The 19393-nt window shown below is 68.9% G+C and carries 22 protein-coding genes; 9 read left to right on the top strand and 13 right to left on the bottom strand.

Annotation, left to right across the window (positions count from 1 at the left end; translation table 11 throughout):
* The first annotated feature begins 18 nt into the window (after positions 1 to 18).
* The 6 genes from wrbA to E5P2_RS11785 all read left to right on the top strand — a co-directional run bounded on the left by wrbA (position 19) and on the right by E5P2_RS11785 (position 5961).
* A complete protein-coding gene (gene wrbA, locus E5P2_RS11810) occupies positions 19 to 624 on the top strand; it encodes an NAD(P)H:quinone oxidoreductase (protein ID WP_162567273.1) in 606 nt (201 codons plus the stop codon).
* A gap of 57 nt (positions 625 to 681) precedes the next feature.
* Positions 682 to 1518: an IclR family transcriptional regulator gene (locus E5P2_RS11805; protein ID WP_162567271.1), complete on the top strand. Its 837-nt coding sequence runs from the start codon at positions 682 to 684 to the stop codon at positions 1516 to 1518.
* 150 nt (positions 1519 to 1668) lie between these two features.
* Complete coding sequence (locus E5P2_RS11800) at positions 1669 to 2517, top strand: helix-turn-helix domain-containing protein (protein ID WP_232080669.1); 849 nt, start codon at positions 1669 to 1671, stop codon at positions 2515 to 2517.
* Between the two features lie 79 nt (positions 2518 to 2596).
* Positions 2597 to 3169 (top strand): hemerythrin domain-containing protein, encoded by a 573-nt coding sequence (locus E5P2_RS11795; RefSeq protein WP_162567269.1) that lies wholly within the window; start codon positions 2597 to 2599, stop codon positions 3167 to 3169.
* Between the two features lie 2 nt (positions 3170 to 3171).
* Positions 3172 to 4947, top strand: a complete 1776-nt coding sequence (locus E5P2_RS11790; protein WP_162567268.1) for an FAD-dependent monooxygenase — start codon at positions 3172 to 3174, stop codon at positions 4945 to 4947.
* A gap of 30 nt (positions 4948 to 4977) precedes the next feature.
* Entirely contained in the window at positions 4978 to 5961 is a 984-nt protein-coding gene (locus tag E5P2_RS11785) for a Bug family tripartite tricarboxylate transporter substrate binding protein (RefSeq protein WP_162567266.1), read from the top strand.
* A gap of 48 nt (positions 5962 to 6009) precedes the next feature.
* Here the strand turns inward: E5P2_RS11785 and E5P2_RS11780 are convergent, their stop codons facing one another.
* From E5P2_RS11780 to E5P2_RS11765, 4 genes are read right to left on the bottom strand one after another with little or no spacing between them, the layout of a single operon-like run.
* The gene (locus E5P2_RS11780; protein WP_162567264.1) at positions 6010 to 6726 is read right to left on the bottom strand and encodes an ABC transporter ATP-binding protein; all 717 of its coding nucleotides are present in this window, start codon (positions 6724 to 6726) and stop codon (positions 6010 to 6012) included.
* A gap of 3 nt (positions 6727 to 6729) precedes the next feature.
* Positions 6730 to 7488 carry an ABC transporter ATP-binding protein gene (locus E5P2_RS11775; protein ID WP_162567262.1) on the bottom strand — a complete coding sequence of 253 codons (759 nt, stop codon included), beginning with the start codon at positions 7486 to 7488 and terminating at the stop codon, positions 6730 to 6732.
* Entirely contained in the window at positions 7485 to 8426 is a 942-nt protein-coding gene (locus E5P2_RS11770; protein ID WP_162567260.1) for a branched-chain amino acid ABC transporter permease, read from the bottom strand. Before E5P2_RS11770 ends, E5P2_RS11775 begins: the two co-directional genes overlap by 4 nt.
* A complete protein-coding gene (locus E5P2_RS11765; protein ID WP_232080668.1) occupies positions 8423 to 9310 on the bottom strand; it encodes a branched-chain amino acid ABC transporter permease in 888 nt (295 codons plus the stop codon). The genes E5P2_RS11770 and E5P2_RS11765 overlap by 4 nt, the downstream gene beginning before the upstream one ends.
* Before the next feature lie 169 nt (positions 9311 to 9479).
* Between E5P2_RS11765 and E5P2_RS11760 the strand changes: the two genes are divergently transcribed.
* From E5P2_RS11760 to E5P2_RS11750, 3 genes are read left to right on the top strand one after another with little or no spacing between them, the layout of a single operon-like run.
* Positions 9480 to 9935, top strand: a complete 456-nt coding sequence (locus tag E5P2_RS11760; RefSeq protein ID WP_232080667.1) for a nuclear transport factor 2 family protein — start codon at positions 9480 to 9482, stop codon at positions 9933 to 9935.
* Between the two features lie 4 nt (positions 9936 to 9939).
* Positions 9940 to 11151 carry a cytochrome P450 gene (locus tag E5P2_RS11755; protein WP_162567256.1) on the top strand — a complete coding sequence of 404 codons (1212 nt, stop codon included), beginning with the start codon at positions 9940 to 9942 and terminating at the stop codon, positions 11149 to 11151.
* 40 nt (positions 11152 to 11191) lie between these two features.
* The gene (locus tag E5P2_RS11750) at positions 11192 to 12322 is read left to right on the top strand and encodes an ABC transporter substrate-binding protein (RefSeq protein WP_162567255.1); all 1131 of its coding nucleotides are present in this window, start codon (positions 11192 to 11194) and stop codon (positions 12320 to 12322) included.
* A 48-nt stretch (positions 12323 to 12370) separates the two neighbouring features.
* Here the strand turns inward: E5P2_RS11750 and E5P2_RS11745 are convergent, their stop codons facing one another.
* From E5P2_RS11745 to E5P2_RS11705, 9 genes are read right to left on the bottom strand one after another with little or no spacing between them, the layout of a single operon-like run.
* Positions 12371 to 13144 carry an SDR family NAD(P)-dependent oxidoreductase gene (locus E5P2_RS11745; RefSeq protein WP_162567254.1) on the bottom strand — a complete coding sequence of 258 codons (774 nt, stop codon included), beginning with the start codon at positions 13142 to 13144 and terminating at the stop codon, positions 12371 to 12373.
* 8 nt (positions 13145 to 13152) lie between these two features.
* Positions 13153 to 14394, bottom strand: a complete 1242-nt coding sequence (locus E5P2_RS11740) for a cytochrome P450 (protein WP_162567252.1) — start codon at positions 14392 to 14394, stop codon at positions 13153 to 13155.
* Between the two features lie 22 nt (positions 14395 to 14416).
* Entirely contained in the window at positions 14417 to 15181 is a 765-nt protein-coding gene (locus tag E5P2_RS11735; protein WP_162567251.1) for an SDR family NAD(P)-dependent oxidoreductase, read from the bottom strand.
* Between the two features lie 17 nt (positions 15182 to 15198).
* On the bottom strand, positions 15199 to 15987 hold the full coding sequence (locus tag E5P2_RS11730) for an SDR family NAD(P)-dependent oxidoreductase (RefSeq protein ID WP_162567250.1): 789 nt from the start codon (positions 15985 to 15987) through the stop codon (positions 15199 to 15201).
* The gene (locus E5P2_RS11725; RefSeq protein WP_162567248.1) at positions 15984 to 16451 is read right to left on the bottom strand and encodes a DUF3237 domain-containing protein; all 468 of its coding nucleotides are present in this window, start codon (positions 16449 to 16451) and stop codon (positions 15984 to 15986) included. The genes E5P2_RS11730 and E5P2_RS11725 overlap by 4 nt, the downstream gene beginning before the upstream one ends.
* Positions 16448 to 17086, bottom strand: coding sequence for a VOC family protein (locus tag E5P2_RS11720; RefSeq protein ID WP_232077038.1), 639 nt, complete (start codon positions 17084 to 17086; stop codon positions 16448 to 16450). Before E5P2_RS11720 ends, E5P2_RS11725 begins: the two co-directional genes overlap by 4 nt.
* Before the next feature lie 29 nt (positions 17087 to 17115).
* Entirely contained in the window at positions 17116 to 17439 is a 324-nt protein-coding gene (locus E5P2_RS11715) for a 2Fe-2S iron-sulfur cluster-binding protein (protein ID WP_162567246.1), read from the bottom strand.
* Positions 17440 to 17470: 31 nt separating this feature from the next.
* A complete protein-coding gene (locus tag E5P2_RS11710) occupies positions 17471 to 18514 on the bottom strand; it encodes a branched-chain amino acid ABC transporter permease (RefSeq protein WP_162567245.1) in 1044 nt (347 codons plus the stop codon).
* Positions 18515 to 18516: 2 nt separating this feature from the next.
* The gene (locus tag E5P2_RS11705; protein WP_162567244.1) at positions 18517 to 19389 is read right to left on the bottom strand and encodes a branched-chain amino acid ABC transporter permease; all 873 of its coding nucleotides are present in this window, start codon (positions 19387 to 19389) and stop codon (positions 18517 to 18519) included.
* Positions 19390 to 19393 lie beyond the last annotated feature (4 nt).

Genomic DNA, 19393 nt, shown 5'->3' with positions numbered 1-19393 from the left:
ACAAAGAACCCACAAGCAATGGCCCACATCACCATCGTCTACTACAGCAGCACCGGCCACACCTGGCAGATCGCGCGTTCCATCGAGGAAGGTGCGCGCGCTGCCGGCGCGCAGACACGCCTGCGCAAGGTCCGCGAGCTCGCGGATGCGCAAGCCATCGAGGCCAAGCCGGCCTGGAAGGCGCACCTCGAGGCCACGCAGGACGTGCCCGAAGCCACGCTCGACGATCTGGACTGGGCCGACGGCTTCGTCTTCGGCACGCCCACGCGCTTCGGCCTGCCAGCGGCGCAGATGAAACAGTTCATCGACACGCTCGGCCCGCTGTGGGCGCAGGGCAAGCTGCAGGACAAGGCGGCCGCCGCATTCACCGGCGCAGGCAACCTGCATGGCGGCCAGGAATCGACGCTGCTCGCGATGCACAACGTCTTCTATCACTGGGGATCGATCATCGTGCCCGTCGGCTACACCGACCCGCTGCTGTATGCGGCCGGCGGCAACCCCTACGGCGTGAGCTTCACCGACGGCCGCGGCAAGGGATTGCCCGAGGAAAAACTCGCCGCCGCGCGCTTCCAGGGCCAGCGCGTCGCACGCTTCGCCGCCCTGCTCGCGACGGCCCGCGGCTGAGGCGAGTCGATCCGAAAGGCCCATGCTAGGCTCGTGCGGATGGACCCATCCCCACCCATGACCGATGCAAAGTCTCCAGGCAACGGCGACGGCAGCGGGGGCGCGAGCGACGAAGATGCCGGCGGCGTGCAGGCCGTGGACACCGCGGTGCGCGTGCTCTCCGCGCTGATCGACACCGGCGCGCCGCTGATGCTCAAGACGGTGGCCGAGCGCGCCGAGATGCAGCCGCCGAAGGCCCACCGCTACCTCGTGAGCTTCTGCCGCGGCGGCCTCGCCGAACGCGATTCCGCGAGCGGCGGCTACCGGCTCGGGCCGCTGGCCGTGCGCATCGGTCTGGCGGCACTGCGCCGGCTGAACGTCGTTCAGGTCGCATCGCCGACGCTGGGCGAAATGCGCGACGAGCTCGGCTTCACCGTCGGCCTCGCCGTCTGGGGCTCGGCAGGTCCGACCTACGTACGCTTCGAGGAAACCAACGATGCGCTCGTCATCAGCGGCCGGCCGGGCTCGGTGATGCCGATGCTGACCTCGTCCACCGGGCAGCTCTTCGGTGCCTACATGCCCGCATCAGTGACGGCACCGTTCATCGAGCGCGAACTGGCAGGCGTGCAGCACCCGGGCGCCATCCCGAACAAGATCGCCCGCACGATGAGCAAGGCCGACGTGCGGGCCCTGTTCGAGGCCGTGCGCAAGCGCAAGCTCGCGCGCATCGAGGGCGACCTCAATCCCGGCCTGCACGGCATCTCGGCGCCGGTCTTCGATCACGCCGGCGCGGTGGCGGGCGTGATCACCGTGATGGGTCCGGCCGGCCGGATCGACACCCGTTTCGACGGCCCGGTCGCCAAGGCCCTCGCGGCGCGCGCCGAAGACGTTTCACGGCGCATGGGCTGGGGTTGAACCGCGGCGCGGCGCCCATCGAAGGGTTTATCCGGAGACACACGGAATTTCAAAGAGCGTAATCTGATTACGGAGTTCGAAACTTGCCCGGAACACAGAAGTCCGGGCAGCTGGCGCCCCAGGGCGCATCCCAGCACCCAGGAGACAACCATGATGACGGTGATGATTCAAGACCGGCCAGCGGTCGCCCACAGCCCCGAGACGCTTCTTGCTCAGCTCGTCGACTGCATGGGCAACGAGCGTTTCGGCCCGGCCTTCGCGAACTATCTCCACTCGCTGTGCGGCGCCGATCACTTCGCGGCCTTTCGCCTCGGACGCGACGAGCTGCGCGAAGTCGCGGCCTGCTGCGTGCAGCCCGAACGCACGGCGCGCGACCGCGTCGAGAGCTATGTCAACCAGGGCCTCTGGAAGCATGACCCGGCCATGACCGAGGCGCAGCGCCGCGTCGACGGTGCCACCGCCACCATCATCCACGTCGACTTCAGCGACCACGAGTACGACGACCTGCGTCCGCGCGTCTACCCCCACGTGCGGGACCGCATCCTGCTGTGCGGCCGCGGTGCCAGCGGCGCCTTCGGCCTGAGCGTGCTGCGCGCCGACCCGCACACGCCCTTCGCGCACGAAGGCATCGAGAAGCTGGCCCAGGCGGCGGAGTTGCTGCTGGCCATGCTGTCCAAGCACGCGGACGTCTGCCAGAGCCGGCCCAACGTGGCACAGGCGCTGACCACGCTCGACGAGATCGAGAGCTGCATCGTCGCCACCAGCGCGCTGCCGCGGCGCGAGGCCGAGGTCTGCGCGCGCATTCTCTACGGCCTGTCGTCGGTGGGCATCGCGCTCGATCTCTCGGTGAGCGAAGAGACCGTCAAGACCTACCGCAAGCGCGCGTATCAGCGCCTGGTCATCGGCAGCGAACGCGAGCTGCTGACCTGGTACCTCGCACGCTGGGGCCGCTGGAGCGCCGAGCGCTTCCAGACCGCCGCCTCCAAGGCGCTTCACTGAGCGCATCCGGCGTCCCCTGCAGCGGGACAGACCGTGGCGCGCGGCTGTGCGCCAATGGAGCCAAGCCCATGTGCCGCCGATGCCCTCCTTCCAGCCCTTCGCCGTCCAGCTGATCCGCGAGGACCATGAAGCCCTCGCGACAGTGCTCGGGGCGCTGCGCAACGCCGTCGAGCGTGTCGGCCGCTCGGGCCAGGCGCCGGATTTCGACGAGCTGCGCGCAATGCTGTTCTACCTCGACGAGATGCCTGCGCGCATGCACCACGCCAGCGAGAGCGAGCTGCTTTTCCCGAAGATCCGCGAGCGCTGCCCCGCGCTCCATCCGGTGCTCGATCGGCTCGAGGCCGAACACGAGCGCTGCGATTGCGCGGTGCGCGAGCTGGCGCACGCCCTCACCGCCTGGGAAGTGATGGGCGAGGTGCACCGCGAATCCTTCCAGCTGCTGCTGCACGCCCACGGCACGCTCTACCTCGGTCACATGGAAGTCGAGGAAAGCTACGTGCTGCCGGTGGCGGCCGACTACCTTTCGCCCGCCGACTGGCGCGAGCTGGCCGAGGCGCTCGCGCACCAGCGCAACGACACCGACCCATCGATGACGCAGGGTCACCGCGCCCTGTTCGCGCGCATCAAGGCCCATCCGTTCCTTCAGAAATGACCATGAAAGACATCGACATTCCCGTTCTGATCGCCGGCGGCGGAGGCTGCGGCCTCGCCGCGTCGCTGTTCCTCTCCCGCCAGGGAATCCGCAGCCTGCTGATCGAGCGCCATCCCGCGCCCGGGCGCCTGCCCAAGGCGCGCTACATCAGCCAGCGCACCATGGAACTGCTGCGCCAGTTCGACGTGGCCCAGCGCGTCTACGAGCGCTCGATGCCGCTCAAGCACATCTCGCACATCCGCTGGTGCACCTCGCTCGCCGGCGACGGCGAGCTCGACCGCCGCACCTTCTACCGCATCGAATCCTTCGGCGGGGGTTCGCTCGCGCAGCACTACGCCAAGGACAGCCCCTGCGAGTCGACGCTGTATCCCCAGGTGCGCATGGAGCCGCTGCTGCGCGAGATGGCCGCGGCCGAAGACCTTGCGCAGGTGCGCTACAACCATCAGCTGCAATCGTTCGAGCAGGATGACAGCGGCGTCACCGCGCTGGTGCTCGACCGTGCCAGCGGCGAGGAATTCCGCGTGCGCGCCAGGTACCTCATCGGCGCCGATGGCGGCAAGACCATCGGGCCCGCCGTGGGCGCGGTGATGACCGGCGCGACCGACCTCGCGCACATGGTCACCGTGTACTTCCGCGCGGACCTCTCGCAGTACTGGGACGACGACGATTCGATGACGACCTGGTTCGTGAACCCCGAAGGCGGTTCGTGGGCCAGCGGCGTGCTGGGGCAGCTCGGCCCCACGCGCTTCGGCCGGCATTCGCAAGAGTGGATGTTCCACTTCAGCTTCCGGCCCGACGATCCCTCGCGCTTCGAGGAAGCCTCGCTGCTGCCGCGCATGCGCGAACTCCTGAAGATCCCCGATCTCGACCCCGACATCATCGGCATCGGCCACTGGACCGTCGAAGGCGTGCTGGTCGACCGCTACCGCTGGGGCCGCGTGCTGCTGGCCGGCGACGCGGCGCATCGCCATCCGCCCACCACCGGCCTCGGCCTGAACTCCGCGATCCAGGACGCGCACAACCTCGCCTGGAAGATCGCCGCGGTGCTGAAGGAACAGGCGCACGACAGCCTGCTCGACAGCTACGAGGCCGAGCGCCGGCCGGTCGCTGCCGCCAACATCCAGTGGGCGCTGATGACCTTCCAGAACCACCAGCTCACCGACGCCGGCATCGGCCTGGTGCGCGGCAATGCCGAACTGAGCCAGGCCAACTTCCGCCGCTTCTTCGCCGACGACCCGGAAGGCCGCACCCGCCGCGCACGGCTGGCACAGATCATGGAAGTGCAGCGCATGGAATGGCAGGCGCACGACATCGAGCTCGGCTACCACTACGACATCGGCGCGGTGATGCCTGACGGCACGCCCACGCCCGAACGCGACCCGCTCGGCCAGACCTACGTGCCGACCACCCGGCCCGGGCATCGGCTGCCGCACGCGTGGCTCGAACGCGATGGCCGGAAGATCTCCACGCTCGATCTCGTGCAGCCGGGCCGCTTCGTGCTGCTGACCGGGCGCGGGGCATCGGCCTGGGCCGATGCGGCGGCCACCGTGGCGCGGCGCGGCGGCGTGCCGCTCGACGTGGTCGAGATCCACGACGAAGCCGCGGTGCGCGATGTGGAAGGCACCTGGCGCTGCCTGCGCGGCGTGTCGTCCGACGGCGCGATCCTGGTGCGGCCCGACCAGCACGTGGCCTGGCGCGCCATGGGCCGCAGCGACGCGGCGCAGTCCCAGCTGGCCGCGGCCTTCTCGAGGATTCTTCAGCGCGACCTCACGGCATAGACGAGGCGACCCGAACGAAGAGACATCACCATGCAAAGACGCACCCTGCTTTCCCTGCTCGCCACCGGTTCGCTGGTCCCGGCGGCGTTTCCGGTCCTTGCGCAGGCGGCCTGGCCCAGCCAGCCGATCCGCCTGATCGTTCCCTACCCGGCCGGCGGCGGCACCGACTACTTCGCGCGGCTGGTCGCGCCCGGCATGGGCGAGGCACTGGGACATCCCGTGATCGTGGAGAACCGGCCGGGCGCCTCCGGCATCATCGGCGCGACGGCGGTGGCCAGGCATTTGCCGGCCGACGGCTACACCTTCCTGCTCGGCGACATGACCACCTATGCCGTCAATCCCAGCATGTTCGAGAAGCTCGCCTACGATCCGCTGAAGGACCTGGCGCCCGTGACCATGACGGCCAAGTTCGACTTCCTGCTGGTGGTCAATCCCACGGTGCTGCCGGTAAGCAACGTGCCGGAGCTGGTGGCGCTGGCGGCGCGCATGCCGCAGGGGCTGAACTATGCCTCCCCGAGCGTGGGCACCACGCACCACCTGGCGACCGAGCTGCTTGCCCGCGAGACCGGCATGAAAGTGGTGGCCATCACCTACAAGGGCGGAGGTCCCGCGGTGCAAGACCTGCTCGGCGGACAGGTCGGCATGATGTTCCTCGATCGGGCGTCGGCACGCTCGCACATCGAATCAGGCCGGCTGCGCGCGATCGCCGCCGCCGGCGCCCATCGCATCCCGGCCTACCCCGACCTGCCGACCGTCGCCGAGCAAGGCATCAAGGGCTTCGAGGTCGAAGGCTGGCAGGGCTTCACCGTGCGCGCCGGCACGCCCGCGCCGGTCGTGCGCGCGTTGAGCGCCGCGTACCTCAAGGCGATCGCACCCGCCGAGGTGAAACAGAAGCTCAACGAGAACGGCATCGATCCGGTCAGCGGCACGCCGGAACAGTTCACCCGCTACATCGAGGCGGAGACCGAGAAGTGGCGCCGCGTGGTTCGCGAGCGGAACATCAAGGCCGAGTAGCGACCGCCGCGGGCCGCATCCGGTCGCGGCCGATCGGCCTCTGTTCGATCACGCAATCAGGCCCGCACGGCCGAAGTAGTGGTCGGCGATCACCGGATCGTTCGCCAGCGCGCCGGCCTCGCCCTGGTGAACGACGCGGCCCTGCTCCAGCACCGCGGCGCGGTGCGCGGTCTGCAGCGCGAGGCGCGCGTTCTGCTCGACCAGCAGGATCGTCACGCCCTCGCGGTTGAGCTGGACCAGCGCGCGAAACACCTCCTTGATGATCACCGGCGCCAGCCCGAGGCTCGGCTCGTCGAGCATCAGCACCCTGGGCCGCCCCATCAGCGCGCGGCCGATCGCCAGCATCTGCTGCTGGCCGCCCGACAGCGATCCCGACAGCTGGTTGCGCTTGTCCTTCAGCACGGGAAACAGCGCGTGCACGCGGGCGAGGTCCTCTGCATCGCTGCCGCGCACGCCCGCCGCCTGACGACCCAGGTCGAGGTTCTCGGCCACCGACAGCGGCGCGATCACGCGCCGCCCCTCGGGCACCTGGATGATGCCGGCACGCGAACGCAGGTGCGCAGGCAGCCGCCCCAGCGGACGGCCTTCGAAGAGGATCTCGCCGCCGGCGGGCACGATGCCCGACAACGCATTGACGAGGCTCGACTTGCCGGCGCCGTTGGGGCCGATCAGGGCGAAGATCTCGCCCTTCTTCACCGTCAGGTTCACCCCGCGCAGCGCCTGGATGCCGCGGTAATGGACGTCGAGATGTCGGATGTCCAGCATGTGTCAGGCTCCCAGATAGGCTTCGATCACCTTCGGGTCGCGTCCCACGGCCTGCGGCAGTCCCTCGGCGATCAGCCGGCCCGAGGCGAGCACGTAGAGCTCCGCGCACAGCGACATGACGAAGCGCATGTTGTGCTCGATCAGCAGCACGGCCACGCCGCTCGCCGCCACCTTGCGAAAGATGCCCGCGAGGCTCTCGGCCTCGGCGTCGTTCATGCCGGCCACCGGCTCGTCGAGCAGCAGCAGCCTGGGGCTGGTGGCCAGCGCGCGCATCATCTCGATGCGACGCTGGTGACCATAGGAAAGGCTGCCCGCGCGGTGCTCGGCCAGCGCCGTCATGCCGAACTCATCGAGCAGTTCCCGCGCGCGCTCGTTCATCCGGCGCGCCTCGGCGCGTGCCGACGGCAACCCCAGCAGATTGGCGAGCAGCCCGGACTTCTCGTGCCGATGAAAGCCGGCGACCACGTTCTCGACCACGGTCGCGTCGGGCACCAGCCGGATGTTCTGGAAAGTGCGCGCCACGCCGGCGCGCGCCAATGCGGGCGCCTCGTCGCGCGAGACGTCGCGCCCGTCGAGCAGCACCCTGCCGGCGGTGAGATGCAACAGGCCGGTGATCAAGTTCACCACCGTCGTCTTGCCGGCGCCGTTGGGCCCGATCAGGCCGGTGATCCGGCCGGCCGGCACCTGCAGGCTGAGGCCGTCCACCGCCGGGACGCCCCCGAAATGCCGGGCCACGCCTTCGAGCACCAGGGTTGCGGTCATGGGCGCACGCTCCCTTCGATCGAGGTGTTGACAGTGACGGTCTTCGTGATCGCCGGCACCGATGCCTGTCCCGCGCGCGCGCCGCCGGCCCGGTGCCGCAGGCGGCGGTCGCGCAGCATGGCGATCAGCGTGTCGGCCACGCCCCGCGGCAGGTACACGATCACCAGCATCAGCAGGATGCCTTCCACCACATTGCGGTAGTCGGCGAACACGCGGAAAAGCTCGGGCAGCGTGGTGAGGATCGCGGCGCCCGCCAGCGCGCCCCACACCGACGTGCGGCCGCCGAGCACCACCATCGCGAGCACAGTCACCAGCATGCCGAAGCCGAACTCGCCGGGCGTGATCGCATAGCTGCTGGTCGCCTGCAGCGCGCCGCCCAGGCCCGCCAGAAAGCCCGACAGAACGAACGCGATGCGGTGGTAGTGCGGCACCGGGATGCCCAGCGACACCGCCACCGTCTCGTCCTCGCGGATCACGTCCATGGCGCGGCCGATGCGGTAGCGCCCCATCGCGCCCAGCACCGCCACCACCACGATCACGGTCAGCAGCAGCTCGCCGGTGCCCGCCACCTTGGGGATGCCGTTGACGCCGAGTGCGCCGTTGGTGACGCTGACCCAGTTCTGCGTGGCCGACAGCACGATCTGCACCATCGCCAGCGTGGCCACCGCCTGGAACACGCCGCGCAGCCGCGACAGCGGCATGGCCAGCAGCCCGCTCGCGACCGCGCCGAGCAAGGTGCCGGCGACGATGGCCGCGAGCGGCGTCCATCCGGCCTTGGTGATCAGCAGCGCGCACGCATAGGCGCCCAGGGCCGCGAAGCCCGCAGTGCCAAGCGAGAACACGCCGGCACGCAGCACGACGTACTGGCTCATCGCCAGCAGCGCGTAGACCAGCACATGGTCGAGCAGCGACTGGTAGGTGTAGAAGAAGTTCATCATGCGCGTTGCACCCGCATCGCGGCGGTGGACTGGCCGAAGAGCCCTGTCGGCCTGAGCAGGATGACGACGAAGAGCGCGATGAACACCACCGCCTCGGACACGCCCGACGACACGTAGGCGACCGCGAGCGTCTGCACGATGCCGATCGCGAGCCCGGCGATCAGCGCGCCCGGAATGCTGCCCAGCCCGCCGAGGATGATGATCGCGAAGGCGCGCAGCAGCAGCGGCTCGCCCATCGCGAAGTGCACCGAGTTGAAGACCAGCCCGATCAGCACGCCGGCCATGCCCGCGAGCGCGCCCGAGATCAGGAACACCTGCATGTTCACCGGCCCCGGGTTGATGCCGAGCAGGCGCGAGGTCTGCTCCGAGTAGGCGACGCAGCGGATGCGCTGGCCGAAGCCGGTGCGGTAGAGGTACCAGAACAGGCCGAACACCATCGCGATCACCAGCCCCACGATCACCAGCTGCAGCAGCTGCACGCGCATGCCGCCGATGGTGTAGACCACCACCGGGAACGCGTCGAACGGAAAGCGCATGACCGCCGTGTTCGACACCTTCTGCGCAATCGCCAGCAGTACGAGGTCGGCACCGATGGACGACACGATGGCCGAGAACTCCGGCGCATGGCGACGCCGCAGCGGACGGAAGGCGAACACATCGAGTGCCACCGACACCAGTCCCCCCGCGAGCATGCCCAGCAGCAGCGCAACGTAGATCGGCGCGTCGAGCATCGTGACCGCGTACAGGCCCGCGAACGCACCCCACATGAACACCGAGCCGTGGGCCATGTTCATGATGTGGTTCACGCCGAACAGCAGGGTGAACCCGAGTGCGAACAGGGCGTAGACGCTGCCCACGACCACGCCATTCAGAAGTTGTTGCATCAGCATGGCCGGCATCATCGGGACGCGGCCGCCGCTTGTATGTCCCCCGGCGGTGGTACGGATCGGCCCGCAGCCCATGCGGCCAGCCTGCGCGTCCCCTGCGATGGGGACTGACGCGGGTCCGGCGCATCGCGACACTGGCCGCATGCGACCACCCCCGGGGACCCTCATGCGCTTTCCGCACCTGCCCGTCGAAGACGAACTCGAGATCCGCTCCGTCTTCGCCCGCTACGGCCATCTGGCCGACGCCGGCGATCCCGACTTCGTCCAGCTCTTCACCGAGGACGCCAGCTGGACCCGCGCCAACTCGCCGCCGGCCTCGCAGGGCGGCAGCGGTCTTCCGCCGGAAACCATCCGCGGCCGCGACAAGCTGCTCGCGCTGATGGATGAAGTGATGAGGAAGAAATTCAGGCAGCGCATGCACCACCAGATGACCGACTTCTACGTCGTGCCCGGCGCCGGCGCCGACGATGCCATGGGCCATGCGCGCGCACTCATCACCGATTGGCGCGACGGCCCCGGCAAGATCGCCATGTTCGGCAAGTACGACCTGCGCTTCCGGCGCACCGACATCGGCTGGCGCATCAGCGACATGACGGTCCGCGTTCTGCCCAGCCAGGAGTGAGGCCATGAACCACGCCGCCACCACCGACATGGCCGACGCGCCGGTCCTCGACGAGGACCCGTTCTCCGACGAGAACATCGCCAACCCCTACCCCCTCTTCGAGCGCATGCGCGAGATGGGGCCGGCCGTCTTCGTCGCGCCGCACGGCTACTACGCCGTGACCCGCCATGCCGAGGCCGGCATCGTGGCGAGCGACCACACGCGCTTCACCGTCGAGGGCGGCGTCGGCATGAGCGACATCCGCAAGCCCGGCGCCTGGCGCACGCGCAGCCCGATCTCGGAGATCGATCCGCCGGAGCACACGCGCGTGCGCGCGGCACTGCAGAAGATCCTCTCGCCGCTGGTCGTCAAGACCTGGAAGGACAAGTTCGCCCAGCGCGCCGAGGAGATCGCCGAGCAGGCCGTGGCCCGCGGCCGCATCGACGGCGTGGCCGACATCACCGAAGCCTTCGTGCTCGAGGTGTTTCCTGCCGTGCTCGGCATCGACGTGCCGCCGGAGCGCATCAAGCTGACCGGCGAGCTCAACTTCAACCAGCTCGGCCCCAACAACGAACGCGTCGCGCGGACCCTGCGGCGCGCCGCACCGATCATGGACTGGTACCAGCAGGTGCTGCAGCGCGATCACATGCGCCCGGGCGGCTTCGCCGAGAAGATCTACGAGGCCGAGGACGCGGGCGATTTCGACGCGGGCACCGCGCCGCTGCACGTTCGCTCGTTCTTCCGCGCGGGTGTCGACACCACCATCGCCGGCATCGGCTCCACGCTGAAGCTGCTGTCGGAACACCCCGAGCAGCTGGCCCTGGTGAAGGCCAATCCCACGCTTTTGAAGAGCGCCTTCGAGGAAGCACTGCGCATGGAATCGCCGGCGCAGGTCATGTTCCGCACCACCACCGGCGAGGTCGAACTCGGCGGCGTGCGCCTGCGGGCCGACACCAAGGTCGGCTACCACATGGGCGCTGCCAACCGCGACCCGCGCCAGTGGGAAGACCCCGATCGCTATGACGTGACGCGCCAGACCGCCGGGGTGCATCGCGCCTTCGGCGTGGGCGCGCACGTGTGCATCGGCCAGATGATCTCGCGGCTCGAGGCCGAGAGCATCCTCGGCGCGCTGATCCGCCGCGTGCAGCGCATCGAACCGGCGGGCGAAGCGCGCTGGCGCCCCGTCAACACGCTGCGCACGCTCGACGTGCTGCCGCTCACGCTGGTGGCCGGATGACGGCCGTCACCTCCCGATCAACCATACCAAGGAGACACCCATGACCCTGCATCGCAGAGCCGTACTCGCCGGCGCCATCGCCCTTTCGATCAGTGGCCTGAGCCACGGACAGGACAAGGAAATTCCCGTCGGCGTCTTCAACTCGCTGACCGGCACCTACGCCTTCGGCGGCGTGCCGATCCAGAACGGCATGAAGCTCGCGCTGGAGGAGGCCAATGCGAAGGGCCTGCCCGGCGGCAACAAGTTCAGGATCATCGAGGCCGACACCGCCGGCGACAAGGGGCAGACCATCAGCCTGGTCAACCAGTTCGTCAAGCGCGACAACGCGATGCTGATCCTGGGCCCGACCGTGAGCGCCGACGCCCTGGGCGCGGCGCCCGTGGCCAACGACCTCAAGGTGCCCATCCTCGCCATCGGCAGCTCGCCCGGCATCCTTGCCACCGGCCCCTGGGCCTTCAAGATCCAGGCCACGCCCGTGGACATCATGGGCTATCTCGGCAAGCTGGCGGTCGAAAGGCTCGGCGTCAAGCGCATCGTGCTGCTGCACGACCAGAGCAACGACGGCTACATCGGCCAGAAGGACGCCCTGGCCGACTACCTGAGCAAGGCCGGCGTCACCATTGCCGCCGACGAGAAATTCGTCTCGGCCGATTCCAACTTCCTCGCGCTCGCCACCAAGGTCGCCACCATCCCGACCGACGCCATCTTCATCGCCGCGCCGGCCGAGGTTGCGGCCAACCTCATCCTGCAGATCCGGCAGGCCGGCCTCGATCCCAAGGTCAAGTTCGTCGGGCCTTCCACGCTCGGCTCCGCCGGCTTCGTGAAGGCGGGCGGCAAGGCCGTGGAAGGCACCTACTTCGTCTCCGACTATTCGCCCAACGACCCGTCGCCGATGAACCAGGCCTTCGTGAAGGCCTACCAGGCCAAGTACAAGAGCGTTCCCGACAACTGGGCCGCGATGGGCTACGCCCTGGGCCAGGTGGCCGTGCAGGCCGTGAGGAACGCCGGGCCGAGTCCCGATCGCACGAAGATCCGCGACGAACTGGCCAGGCTCAACAAGGTGCCGATGGTGCTGGGGAACGGGACCTGGAGCGTCGATGCGGGGCGCAACCCGAGCTATGGCGGCGTGCTGCTGCAGGTCAAGGCAGGGAACTTCGTGACCGTGCAGTAGGGCTCGCGCACGACGCGGGCGGAGGCATCCCGCGATGCCTCACGCCCCTCAGGCCGTCATGCCGCCGTCGACGTTGTAGACCCCGCCGGTGACGAAGCTGGCCTGCGGTCCGAGGAGCCAGAACACCAGGTTCGCCACTTCCTCGGCCGTCGCGGCCCGCTTCAAGGGCTGGTTCAGGAAGTGCTGCTTGAGCGCCGCCTCGGCCTGCGCCTCGGTGCGCCCATCCACCCGGAAGGTGCTGCGCAGCAGCGGCGTATCGATCGGCCCCGGGCAGATGGCGTTGATCCGGATCCCGTGCGGCGCGAACTCCAGCGCCGCCTGCTGCGTCATCCGGATCACGGCCGCCTTCGAAGCGCCGTACACACCCAGCCCCGCTTCGGCGCGGCTGCTGCGCTGCCCCGACACCGACGCGGTGTTGACCATCGTCCCGCCGCCCTGCGCCCGCATCGCGCGGCCCACGGCCTGCATGCCCAGCAGGACGCCGCGCACGTTGACGGCGAAGATCCGCTCGAAGTCCTGCATGCGGACATCGAGCAGCGGCGATTGGGGGCCGACGATGGCGGCATTGTTGTGGAAGAGGTCGATACAGCCGAACTTGCGCATGGCCGTGTCGACGTAGCGCTGCACGTCCGCTTCCTGCGCCACGTCAGCGGCCACGCCGATGGATCTTGCAGGGTCCAGCGCTTCGAGTGCGCGCTGCAATGCGGCTTCGTCGCGGTCGACCACCGTGACGCGGGCACCGGCGTCGAGCAACTGCCGCACGAGCGCCAGCCCGACGCCGCTGGCCCCGCCAGTGACGACGGCCACTTTGTCCGCGAACATGGCCGCCGTCATTGCAGCGTCACCGGCAGCGCGCTGGGTGCGCGAAAGACGAAGGTGTGCATGTGCCGCGTGTCGTCGGGTTCGGCCAGCCGCATGCGCGGAAAACGCTTGGCGAATTCCTCGAACACGATCTTCATCTCCAGCCGCGCGAGCGGCGCGCCGAGGCAGAAGTGCACGCCGTTGCCGAAGGTGAGCTGCTTGCGCGCATTGGCGCGCCGGATGTCGAAGCGGTGGGGATCCTCGAACACATCCTCGTCGCGATTGGCCGACGCGAAGGACAGCATGATCGGCGCGCCCTCGGGAATCCGCACGCCGCGGAACGCGACGTCTTCGAGGGCGACGCGGCGCCAGCCGATGACGGCGCCGGCATAGCGCATGCCCTCTTCCACCGTGTTGGCCGCCAGCGCAGGATCGGCGCACAGCGCTTCCCACTGGCCGCGGTTCTGCAGCAGGCTGCGGAAGGTGTTGGTGAGCTGGTTGGTCGTGGTCTCGTGGCCGGCGAAGGCGACGCCGAAGGTGTGGGTGATGATCTCGGGGATGGTCATCACGGCATCGTCGCCGTTGCGGATGGCGAGCATGCGGCTGGTGAAGTCGTCCTGCGGATGCCTGAGCCGCTCGTGGACCATCTCGGTACAGTACTGCCAGAACGCGACCATGTTGCGCGCGCCTTCGATCTGCTGCGCGTGGGTGGCGGGGCTGAAATCGATGACGCTGCGCGCACCCGCCCAGTGCTTGACGTCGGGAATGTCCGAATCGGGAATGCCCAGGACCTTGAAGACGACCTGCGCCGGCAGCTCGTAGTTGACGTCGCGCAGCAGGTCGACCGGATCCTGTCCGTCGATGCGGTCCAGCACCTCGTTCACCAGGCGGCGGATGTGCGACTCGAGCTTGACGAATTCGCGCAGATTCAGCACCTGGCCGGTGACGCCGCGGATGCGCTTGTGCACGGCGCCGTCCAGGCTCGAATGGCTGCCGGTCTGTGCATAGCCGCCCTCCTTCAGGATGGCCTGCGCGTCGGGGTGCATGGGCGTGACGGGCCGCGTGGTGTTCTGCGACGAGAAGCGCGCGCCGTCGTGCAGCACCGCGTAGACATCGGCATGCCGGGTCAGCACCCAGTAGCCGATCTCTTCGCTCCAGAAGACCGGTTCGTCGCGCCGCTGGCGTTCGAATGCGGCGTGCAGCTCGGGGCTGTAGTACGGCTTGAAGTCGCTGTTGGCGGGATGGAAGGGGCAAGCGTCGATCGCGTTCATCGTGGATCTCCTTCAGGGGTGGTCAGCGCATCAACATGCCGCCGTTGACGTCGAGGGTGGCGCCGGTGACGAAGCCGGCGCCGGGCGAGACGAGGTACGACACGGCGGCAGCGATTTCCTCGGGCAGGCCGATGCGGCCCAGCGGCACGGCCGCGGTGCCGAGGTACTTCCGGTCACCCGCGCCGGCGGGCACGGTCTGGTGCAGCATGGGCGTGTCGATCGGTCCGGGCGCGACGGTGTTGACCGTGATGCCCAGCGGCGCGGCCTCGCGCGCCACCACCTTCGACAAGGCCAGCACCGCACCCTTCGACGCGCTGTAGGCCGATCCGCTCTGCATGCCGCCCATCTGGCCGGCGAGCGAGGCGACGGTGACGATGCGGCCGTGCTCGACGGCCCTTCCGTCGCAACGGCGCAGCATCTCGCGCACACACAGGAAAGTGCCGAGCGCGTTGACGCGCATCACGGCGTCCCATTCCTGCAGCGTGATGTCGACCGTGGGCAGCCGGCCCGGCGACGGCTGGGCGCTGAGGATGCCGGCGAAGCAGACGAGCACGCCGACAGGGCCGAGCCTGTCCTGCACCGTGTCGAAGGCGGCGCGCACGCTGTCCTCGTCGGCCACGTTGCAGGCCAGGCCGATGTGACCGGCGCCGGGCAGCGTGGCGGCGGCGCGCCGGGCGGCCTCCGCATGCAGGTCGGCGACGGCGATGGTCAGTCCCTCTTCGGCCAGCCTGCGGGCGCTGGCCAGCCCCAGCCCGCCCGCGGCGCCGGTGATCAATGCGATGCGCATGAGAAAACTCCAGGGATTCAGTGGTCGGGATGCGCGTCGACCCAGCACTGCACCAAGGGCTCGCTGAGGTAGGCGCTGGTCGTCTGGCCGCCGTCGACCGCCAGCACCTGGCCGGTGACGAAGCCGGCGTCGTCGCTGCACAGAAATGCGGCCGCGCCGGCGATCTCTTCGGGCAGGCCGGGCCGGCCCATCGGCGTGGTGCCGACGATCGTGGCCTGGAAGCGCGCGGTGCCGAGGCGCCCCGCGGTCTGCGGCGTCGCGATGATGCCGGGTGCGATGGCGTTGACGCGGATGCCCTGGTCGGCATAGTCCGCGGCCAGGTTGCGCGTGAGGCCGATCACGCCGGCCTTCGCCATCGAGTAGACGGCCTGGCGCCGGTATCCGACCACGCCCAGCGTGGATGCGATGTTGAGCACCACGCCGCCGGACCGGATCAGCGCGGGAAAGGCAGCGCGCGTGATCATGAAGGTCGCCTTCTGGTTGATGTTGGCGTACTTCTCGTAGTCGGCGTCGGTGGTTTCGTGGAAGGGCGGGCAGTTGCCGAGGCCCGCGTTGTTGACCAGCACGCGAATGCCGCCGAACGCGCGCAGGCATTCCGCGACGATCGCCTGCGGCGCGCCCTCGGCGGTGACGTCGGCCACCAGGGTGCACAGCGTGTCCGAGCGCGGCAGCGCTTCCAGTGCCGCCGCGTTGATGTCGACCGCGAGCACCCGTGCGCCCTCCTCGTGCAGCCTCAGCGCAATAGCCCGGCCGATGCCGGAGGCGGCGGCGGTGACGATGGCCGGCCGGCCCTCGAAGCGCTTCATGCCACTTCCCAGATGTCGTACACCGGCCCGTCGGGCTCGCGGGTCCCGGTGCCGATGGCGATCCGGTCGTTGAGCCATTCGAGACCGGGCGCGGCCGTTTCGAACTGGACGGCGACGCGGAAATAGTCGGCGCCGCGTGGAATCGGCTCGCGGTTCACGATCTTCTTCATGATCTCCGGCGTGGGCCCGTTTCGCCGCCCGCTGTAGGTCATGTAGACCAGGCCGCCGGTGTCGGTCTCGAGCACGAGGCGCACGTCCAGGTGCAGCCCGCCGTCCGCACGCTCGAGCACGACGTCGGCGCCGCCGGGCAGCACGCGCCCGCGCAGGCGCTCGCCGTCGAAGCGGCCTCCGCTCACGCACATCACGCGCCGCGTGTAGCCGTGCGGCACGGCGCCCACGAGTTGCGGCGGCGCAGAGACCTCCGCCTTGATCGTGAACAGCGGGCGCAGCGCGATCGGGGTCATGCCTTCTCGTCGTAGCGCTTGCGCACGTCCTTGATGAGCTCGAGCAGCGCTTCCGGCACGTCGCGCCCTTCGGCCTTCGCCTGGCGCTTGCAGTCTTCCCACAGCTTGAGGTCGGCGTAGCCCTTGTCGGTGTGGCGGTTCCACTCCTTGTCGAGCGGCGTGGTGACCTCCAGCCGGATGCCCGCCGGATCATGGAAGTAGATCGACAGGATCAGACCCTTGTGGTCGGTCGGCCCGATCACCTCGACGCCCTGCGAGGTGAGCCACTCGTACCACTTCATCACCTCGGCGCGGTCCTTCGCCTGCAGCGCGATGTGATTGAAGATGTCGTAGGCCGGATGGCTGGCCTTCGACGGCGGCGGAACGCCCGGCGCCTCGAAGAAGGCCAGGGTCGAGCCGTCGCCCATGCGGAAGAAAATGTGGAAGTAGGGAATGGCGTCGCCGGTCGACGGCACGCTGTCGTCCAGCACCGTGCTGGCCAGCTCCATGCCCATGATGCGGGTGTAGAAGTCGGTGGTGGCCGCCGCGTCGGGCGTCACCCATGCGGCGTGGTTGAGCATCATCGGCGTGAGGCCGGGATTGGGTGCCAGCGGTGTCGGGGGCTTGGCGCTGACCTGGGATGCGGTGACTTGCATGAAGCGTTTCTCCGTGTTGAATGCGGTTCTTACAGTTGCGGGTCCGCGATGCGCACGGCAATGCCGTCCAGCGCATCGCTCATGACGATCTGGCACGACAGGCGGCTGCCCGCTTCGCGCGGTGCGGCGGTGTAGTCGAGCATCTGGCTTTCGGTGTCGACCACGGGCGGGATCCGCTCGAGGAAGGCGTCGTCGACGATCACGTGGCAGGTGGCGCAGCTCATGACGCCGCCGCAGTCGCCGACGATGCCTTGCACGTCGTGGGTGGTGGCGGCCAGCATGAGGCTCTGGCCGTTGGCCACGTCGAGCTCGGTGCGCTCGCCGTTCGGATGGATGTAGATGGCACGGGGCATGGTGTGACTTTCTCTCAGGCGCGTGCGCGCGTCAGTCCCCTCGACGGGGACGTTCGCCGGCACGTCGCGCGGCCAGGCGGCGCAGGCTGCTGTTCACCAGGCCGACGAAGCCCTGCGGCATCAGGAACATGCACAGGATCAGGAAGCCCGCGAAGATGGCCGACGGCGCGGACTTCGAGATCTGGTCGGCGACATTGGGAATGAACTGGATGAAGGCCGCGCCCACCAGCGCGCCCGAGATCGTGCCGAGGCCGCCCACCACCACGCCCACGAGAAAGAACACCGACACGAACATGCCGAAGCTGTCGGGCGCGACGAAGGCCGTGGCGATCGCACCGAGCGAGCCGGCCACGCCGGTGTAGAGCGCGCTGATGCCGAAGGTCATCGCCTTCACATAGGGCACGTTGATGCCCATGGCGGACGCCGCGATCGGTTGTTCGCGTATCGCGATCGTGGCCCGGCCGAGCCGGCCCCGCAGCATGTTCCACGCGCAGAGGAACATCAGCACCGCCACGGCCAGCACCACGAGGTAGAGCCACTGGTCGGACGAGAGCTTGAGCCCGAAGGGCGCGTCGGGCTTCATCAGCGCGATGCCCTGCACCCCGCCGGTCCAGGGCTCCAGCGCCTTGTGCTTGAGCAGCTGCGGCGTGGCCAGCGCGAGCGCAAAGGTGGCCAGCGCGAGGTAGTGGCCCTTCAGGCGCAGCGCAGGCCAACCGAACAGGAAACCGAATGCGAAGCACACCACTGCCGACACCGGCAGCGTGGCCCACCACGCAAAGCCGGCGTGCTCCATCAGCACCGCCGTGACGTACGCGCCCAGCGCATACAGCGCGCCGTGGCCCAGCGAGAGCTGGCCGTTGTAGCCCACCAGCATGTTGAGGCCGAGCACGCCGATCGCGGTGATCAGCGTCATGGTGGCAAGGAAGATGCGGTAGTCGGACAGTGCGAAGGGCACGGCCAGCGCCGCGAGAACCAGCACGCCCAGGGCGAGCGCTCGCCACGAGCTTCGCGCGGCGCGGGTGGATGGCGGGACCACGGTGGAGGGCTGCTCGGTTGAAAGAGGCAATGCCGACATGCTCAGACCCTCGCCACCAGCTTGCGGCCGAAGATGCCCGAGGGCCGCACCAGCAGCACGCCGACGATCAGCAGCAGGGCCAGCGAGAGCTTGAGCTCGGTGCCCACCACATAGGTCCCGGCCAGGTTCTCGATCACTCCCACGATCAGCCCGCCGGCCACCGCGCCCCAGGGGTTGTCGATGCCGCCGAGCAGCGCCGCCGCAAAGGCGTAGATCAGCACGCCGCCCATCATGTTGGGCTCGAGGAAGACGACCGGCGCCACCATCAGCCCCGCCACCGCGCCGATCAGCGCCGAGAGGCCCCAGCCCAGCGAGAGCATCCACGAGACCGGGATGCCGGCGAGCCGCGAGGACACCGGGTTCTCGGCCGAAGCGCGCATCGCGAGCCCGATCCTGGTGAAGCGCAGGAATGCATACAGCACCGCCATCACCAGGAGGACCACCACCACGGTGCCGAACTCGTGGCCCGAGATCAGCGTGCTGCCGCCGAAGACCTTTTCGGGGAACGGACTCGGGAAGGGCTCCAGCTGGTGGCCGAAGATCCATCCCGCCAGCGAATTGATGCCGACGAAGAGGCCGATGAAGACGACGATGACCGACAGCTCCGGAACGTCCCCCAGGGGCCGCAGCACCAGGCGTTCGATGGCGAAGCCGGCAACGAAGCCGAAGGCCAGGGTCGCGATCGCCGCGGCCCAGTACGGCAGCCCCCATTTGAGCAGCAGGAAGGCGATGAAGGTCGAGAACATCGCCATCTCGCCCTGCGCGAAATTGATGTGGTGGGTCGACTGGTAGATCATCACCAGCGCCAGGCCGAGGCAGGCGTAGATCGCGCCCATGGCGATGCCGGAGGCGATCTGTTGCAGCAGGCTGTACATGGAA

It is taken from the genome of Variovorax sp. SRS16, from assembly GCF_901827165.1.
Taxonomy (GTDB): Bacteria; Pseudomonadota; Gammaproteobacteria; order Burkholderiales; family Burkholderiaceae_C; genus Variovorax.
Note: the sequence above shows the minus strand (reverse complement) of the source record. Positions and strands in the feature narration are given on the sequence as shown.